Genomic DNA, 6,000 nt, shown 5'->3' on the forward strand with positions numbered 1-6,000 from the left:
TGTCGCGTTAACCCGCAGGGTGCAATGTAAACCATTCGTTAAGGTTAACGGGCGAGCCGCCGCCTGTGGATGACACGAAGCCGCGTCAGCCGTAAACGCCGCGAACGATGCGCTTCAAAGCGGTTGCGGCTTTTTCCCAATCCTTGGGGGTCTTCAGCGCAAGCCCCACACACTGGCCGCCTGCCGAAGCCGAGAGCACGAGGTGCTGAATCGCGGCAATGAGAATTGCGTTGACGGCGGCGGCATCGACGCCCTTCGGCGGCGCCAGCGAGCCCTTCATGCGCTCCAGCCATTGCGACAGCGCCTTCGAGCGGGATTCGGCCAGCCGCCTCACCTGCTCCGTATTCTCCGAGACTTCCCAGGCGACGATGCGGCGCATCAGCGGGTCATCGCGAAGCGCCTGGAGGAAAAGCAACGCCAGCCGCTCCATGAGATCGCCGTAGGTGAGCAGAAACATGCCGCCGGTATCTTCCGGAATGCGGTCCCTGACCCAGGTGCCGAGATCGGAGCCGATCGCTTCGACAAGGCCGTCCAGGCCGCCATAATAGCGATAGATCAGCTGCTTGTCGCATCCGGCCCGGCGGGCAACCGCGTTAATGCCGAAATTCTGGAACCCCTCTTCCGAGAGCAGCGCCTTGGCCGCCCTGAGGATCGCCTTTTCGGTCGCACCGCGGTCGCGGACGCGCTTATCGGCTTCGCTTGCAGCCTGCGGAAGAGCTTCAAGAACCGCGCATTCATTCAACATATCGGATCGCCCAGCCTGTCACTATGCGGTGAGTAGCCAACCCTTTGCTTGCCGACAATGGGCAGGCCTCGGAAAGCCTGGGGATATTGTTTGAAATGGACGAATGCGTAATCCGGCCAAAGATACACATGCGGCCAACATGCAAACCAATGTGGACACCGACGACGAGCGGAGGGAACAGGCAATGCGCCTCAAAGGCTTGCCGACGAAGAAAGGAACCATCGAGGAAGCCCTGCAAGATCATCCAGCGCCGGGCACAGCGCAAGGCCATGGACGAACTGTGGCAGCGGTCACGGCCTGCTGCCTCACGATCGAGATTTCAAACCCATGCGCAAGTACCCCAGGCTGTTATCTTGCCCTAACCTGCCGGCGGATAGAGCAGGTCCACGATATAGGTCGCGTCGAAGCGGGAATCGAGCATGCCGTAGGTCGCGCGCCAGCCGCCTGCGAGGCGCGTCTCGATGAAGGCGTCGGCGATGCGGCCGGCACCGAGGCGGTAGAGTTCGGCAGCAGCGGCGGCGAGCGCAAGCTGTTCAACCAGCAGACGGGCCGCGCCCTCGTCCCGTTCGCAAAGCGCCATTGCGGCGCGAAGGACGTCGATCGTCTTCTTGCCGGCCGGGCCGAGATCGCGGGCAAGGCCGGTGAACACCGTTTCGAAGAGATCCTTGCCGCGCGTCAGCACACGCAGCACATCGAGCGCCATCACGTTGCCCGAGCCTTCCCAGATGGCGTTGACCGGGGCTTCACGGTAGTGGCGGGCGATCGGGCGTTCCTCGATGTAGCCGCTGCCGCCGATGCATTCCATTGCCTCATAGATCAGCGCCGGCGCGATCTTGCAGCACCAGTATTTCGCAACCGGCGTCATGACGCGGGCGTAGGCAGCCTCTTCCGCATTGCCGCGGGCCTTGTCGAAAGCATCAGCGAGGCGGAAGGACAGAGCCGTTGCGGCCGCGACGTCGAGCGCCATATCGGCCAGCACGCGGGTCATGATCGGCTGGTTGACGAGCATCTTTCCGAAGACGGTGCGGCCGCGGGTGTGGTGCACGGCTTCGGCAAGCGAGGCACGCATGATACCAGACGAGGCAAGCGCGCAGTCAAGACGCGTCAACGTCACCATGTCGAGGATCGTGCGGATGCCTGCATCCGCGCCGCCAAGCAGGAAGCCGAAGGTGTCGCTGAACTCGACTTCGGAGGAGGCGTTCGAGCGGTTGCCGACCTTGTCCTTGAGGCGCTGGAATCGCAGGCCATTGGCCGAACCGTCTTCCAGCAGGCGCGGAACCAGGAAGCAGCCCATGCCTTCCTTCGTCTGCGCCAGCATGATGAAGGCATCGCTCATCGGCGCCGACATGAACCATTTGTGGCCCGACAGGCGGTAAATGCCTTCGCTGACCTTTTCGGCCGTGCTCTTGTTGGAGCGAACGTCGGTGCCGCCCTGCTTTTCCGTCATGCCCATGCCGATCGTCACGGCAGATTTCTGCATGGCTGGCTTGTTCGACGAATCATATTTGCGCGAGAGGATCTTCGGCGCCCAATCCTTCTGCACGGCAGGCGAAGCGGAGAGTGCTGCCACCGAAGCGCTCGTCATCGTCAGCGGGCAAAGGTGGCCGGATTCGAGCTGGGCAGTCAGGTAAAAGCGGGCCGCACGGATCTTGTGCGCCTGATCCTTGGCGTCGGCATCGGCCTGTGGATCCCAGACTGAGGAATGCAGGCCGACGGACATCGAGCGGCGCATCAGTGCATGCCATGCCGGGTGAAACTCGACGACATCCAGACGCTCGCCGCGCGGGCCATGGGTGCGAAGCGGCGGCGTACCCTGGTTTGCCATGCGCGCCAGCTCCTGTGCCTCCGGCGAGGTCACGTAGCGGCCCATGTTTTCCAGGTCCTCGCGCGTGCCGCGCGGCAGCGCCGCCGTCAAGTCGACGATCAGCGGATCGGACCGGTAGGCATTGATGCCGGACCAGAGACTTGGCTGGTTCAGCTCGGCAAGTTTTTCTTCAGCGGATGTCATGGTTCGCTTCTAGTGCAAGAGACCGGCAAAGGGAAAGCGGAAGTTCGAGCTTTCCCGCTTCAGCTCTAGCCGATTTACGACAAAATTGCATGGGGACGTAAGCCTTTGTCGGCAGCACATGCTTGCCCCTCACCGCGCCACTCATTATAGAGCGCGTGACACAGCAAGAGGCAGGTTCATGGTCTTCTTTCCCCACCGCCACCTCATCGGCATAAAAGGCCTCACGGAGCAGGATATCACCTACCTGCTCGACAAGGCGGATGAGGCCGTCAAGATCAGCCGGCAGCGCGAGAAGAAGACATCGACCCTTCGCGGCCTGACGCAAATCAACCTCTTCTTCGAAGCCTCGACACGGACGCAAGCCTCCTTCGAACTCGCCGGAAAGCGCCTTGGCGCCGACGTCATGAATATGTCGGTCGGCAATTCCTCGGTGAAGAAGGGCGAAACGCTGATCGATACGGCGATGACGCTGAATGCGATGCGCCCGGACGTGCTGGTGATCCGCCATTCGAGCGCCGGTGCCGCCGCACTCCTGGCGCAAAAGGTCTCCTGCTCGGTGGTCAATGCCGGCGACGGCCAGCACGAGCATCCGACGCAAGCGCTGCTCGACGCGCTGACGATCCGCCGCGCCAAGGGCAGGCTGTCGCGCATCATCGTGGCGATCTGCGGCGACGTGCTCCATTCGCGGGTGGCGCGCTCGAACATCCTGCTTCTGAATGCCATGGGCGCGCGGGTCCGTGTCGTCGCACCGGCGACGCTGCTTCCAGCCGGCATCGCGGAGATGGGCGTCGAGGTCTTCCACTCGATGAAGGAAGGGCTGAAGGACGCCGAGGTGGTTATGATGCTGCGCCTCCAGCGCGAGCGGATGTCCGGCGCCTTCGTGCCTTCGGTGCGGGAATATTTCCATTTCTATGGGCTTGATGCGGAAACTCTGAAAGCTGCCAAGGACGACGCGCTGGTGATGCATCCGGGGCCGATGAACCGCGGGGTGGAGATCTCATCCGAGGTGGCGGATGGACCGCAGAGCGTGATTGCCGAACAGGTGGAAATGGGGGTCGCGGTGCGCATGGCGGTGATGGAGACTTTGCTTGTGTCTCAGAACCGGGGGCCGCGGGCATGATGAACTCGATCGTTCTCAAGAATGTTCGCATTATCGATCCTTCGCGCAATCTCGATGAGATCGGCACGATCATCGTCAAGGACGGCATGATTGCGGCAGCCGGAAAGGATGCGCAGAACCAGGGGGCGCCGGAGGGTGCCACGGTTCGCGACTGCAGCGGTCTCGTCGCAACGCCTGGCCTGGTCGATGCATGCGTCAATATCGGCGAGCCGGGCGCCGAACACCGCGAGACGATCGCTTCGGCGAGCCGGGCGGCGGCGGCCGGAGGCGTCACCTCGATCATCATGATGCCAGACACCGATCCTGTCATCGATGACATCGCGCTGGTCGAATTCGTCAAGAAAACAGCGAGGGACACGGCGCTCGTCAACATCTATCCGGCTGCGGCGATCACCAAACATCTGGCCGGCGAGGAGATGACCGAGATCGGCCTGCTGATGGAAGCCGGAGCCGTCGCCTTCACGGATGGTCGTTCCAGCGTTCACGACACGCAGGTGATGCGGCGGGTGATGACCTATGCGCGGGAATTCGGCGCTGTCATCTCCTGCGAGACCCGCGACAAATATCTCGGCGCCACCGGCGTCATGCATGAAGGATTGCTTGCCAGCTGGCTCGGTCTCGGGGGCATTCCGAAGGAAGCGGAGCTCATTCCTCTTGAACGAGACCTCCGCATCGCACAGCTGACACGCGGCACGTATCATGCGGCGATGATCTCGGTACCGGAATCGGTCGAGGCGATCGAGCTTGCGAAGAGCCGCGGCGCCAAGGTGACCTGCGGCATCTCGATCAACAACCTGGCGCTTAACGAAAACGACATCGGCGAGTACCGTACCTTCTTCAAACTCTATCCGCCGCTGCGCTCCGAAGGCGACCGCGTGGCGATGGTGGATGCGCTGGCGAGAGGCGCAATCGACATCATCGTTTCTTCGCATGATCCGCAGGATGTCGATACCAAACGGCTGCCTTTCGGCGAAGCGGCTGATGGCGCAGTGGGTCTTGAGACGATGCTTGCAGCGGCCCTGCGCCTCCACCACAGCGGCCAGGTGAGTCTGATGCGGCTGATCGACGCGATGTCGACGCGCCCTGCGCAGATCTTCGGCCTGAAAGCCGGCACGCTAAAGCCGGGTGCCAAAGCCGATATCGCGCTGATCGATCTCGACGAGCCTTGGCTTGTCTCGGAAGACATGCTTCTCTCGCGCTCGAAGAATACGCCTTTCGAGGATGCGCGCTTCAGCGGACGGGCTGTCGCGACCTATGTCGCGGGGAAGCTGGTTTACGGATTGGAATAAAGTGGGAGTGCCCCTCATCCGCCTTGCCGGGCACCTTCTCCCCGCAGGCGTGGTGAAAGTGACTCGCGGCGGCATTTCGTCCTTCGCGAAGGGCGCGCTGTGCAGGTTGCCTCGCCCCGTTTGCGAGGAGTGGTCAGGATGAGGGGTAAGTCCATTGGACGAAAGGGATGGAGTAAATGGTCTCTGACATGATGACCTGGCAGATCACACCGCCGCTGGCGCTTGCGGCGGCCGCCATGGGCTACCTGCTGGGCTCAATCCCCTTCGGCCTTATCCTGACGCAGGCGGCGGGGCTCGGCGATGTGCGCAGCATCGGCTCCGGCAATATCGGCGCGACCAATGTGCTGCGCACCGGCAACAAGAAGCTTGCGGCTGCGACCCTGTTGCTCGATGCGCTGAAGGCGTCGGCCGCAGCCTGGATCGTCGGATATTTCCTTGGCGGGGAAGCGGGCATCATTGCCGGCTTCTTCGCCTTCATCGGCCACCTCTTCCCAGTCTGGATTGGCTTTAAGGGCGGCAAAGGCGTTGCTACCTATATCGGCACGCTGCTTGGCGTCGCGCCGGTCATGGTTTTGCTTTTCGGCGCCGTATGGCTCGCGGTTGCCTTTACGACCCGTTACTCCTCGCTGTCGGCGCTGGTCGCGATGCTTGTCATCCCGGTTGCATTGTGGCTACTGGGGGCCGAGAAGGTTGCAGCGGTCATGGCGGTGATGTCGGCCATCTCCCCTTTCCAACCCCAAGCCCACATTTCCCCCCACCCGCGGTGGGCGGAGAGAAACACAGTGGGAAAGGGGAGAAACGGAACCGGGGAAGGGGAGGGCGGAGGGGGATGGGCCGG

At 62.5% G+C, this 6,000-nt stretch carries 4 protein-coding genes and 1 pseudogene; 3 read left to right on the forward strand and 2 right to left on the reverse strand.

Annotation, left to right across the window (positions count from 1 at the left end; all coding sequences use genetic code 11):
• Positions 1 to 85: 85 nt before the first annotated feature.
• Positions 86 to 745: a TetR/AcrR family transcriptional regulator gene (locus C9413_RS05260; RefSeq protein ID WP_039844594.1), complete on the reverse strand. Its 660-nt coding sequence runs from the start codon at positions 743 to 745 to the stop codon at positions 86 to 88.
• 358 nt (positions 746 to 1,103) lie between these two features.
• Positions 1,104 to 2,753, reverse strand: a complete 1,650-nt coding sequence (locus tag C9413_RS05270) for an acyl-CoA dehydrogenase family protein (protein WP_170250247.1) — start codon at positions 2,751 to 2,753, stop codon at positions 1,104 to 1,106.
• Between the two features lie 178 nt (positions 2,754 to 2,931).
• Here C9413_RS05270 and C9413_RS05275 point away from each other — a divergent pair, with 178 nt between their 5' ends.
• From C9413_RS05275 to plsY, 3 genes and pseudogenes are all read left to right on the forward strand, one after another.
• On the forward strand, positions 2,932 to 3,873 hold the full coding sequence (locus tag C9413_RS05275) for an aspartate carbamoyltransferase catalytic subunit (protein ID WP_039844592.1): 942 nt from the start codon (positions 2,932 to 2,934) through the stop codon (positions 3,871 to 3,873).
• Positions 3,870 to 5,162, forward strand: a complete 1,293-nt coding sequence (locus C9413_RS05280) for a dihydroorotase (protein ID WP_039844591.1) — start codon at positions 3,870 to 3,872, stop codon at positions 5,160 to 5,162. Before C9413_RS05275 ends, C9413_RS05280 begins: the two co-directional genes overlap by 4 nt.
• Positions 5,163 to 5,338: 176 nt before the next feature.
• Positions 5,339 to 5,914, forward strand: a pseudogene (plsY, locus tag C9413_RS05285) (glycerol-3-phosphate 1-O-acyltransferase PlsY); the annotation flags it as partial.
• Positions 5,915 to 6,000: the final 86 nt, after the last annotated feature.

This window comes from Rhizobium sp. SEMIA 4085 (genome assembly GCF_013004495.1).
GTDB classification, from domain to species: Bacteria; Pseudomonadota; Alphaproteobacteria; order Rhizobiales; family Rhizobiaceae; genus Rhizobium; species Rhizobium gallicum.

Coding starts and splice junctions, on each gene's coding strand:
- C9413_RS05260 (WP_039844594.1), bottom strand. CDS start 745: ATGTTGAATGAATGCGCGGTTCTTGAAGCTCTTCCGCAGGCTGCAAGC.
- C9413_RS05270 (WP_170250247.1), bottom strand. CDS start 2,753: ATGACATCCGCTGAAGAAAAACTTGCCGAGCTGAACCAGCCAAGTCTC.
- C9413_RS05275 (WP_039844592.1), top strand. CDS start 2,932: ATGGTCTTCTTTCCCCACCGCCACCTCATCGGCATAAAAGGCCTCACG.
- C9413_RS05280 (WP_039844591.1), top strand. CDS start 3,870: ATGATGAACTCGATCGTTCTCAAGAATGTTCGCATTATCGATCCTTCG.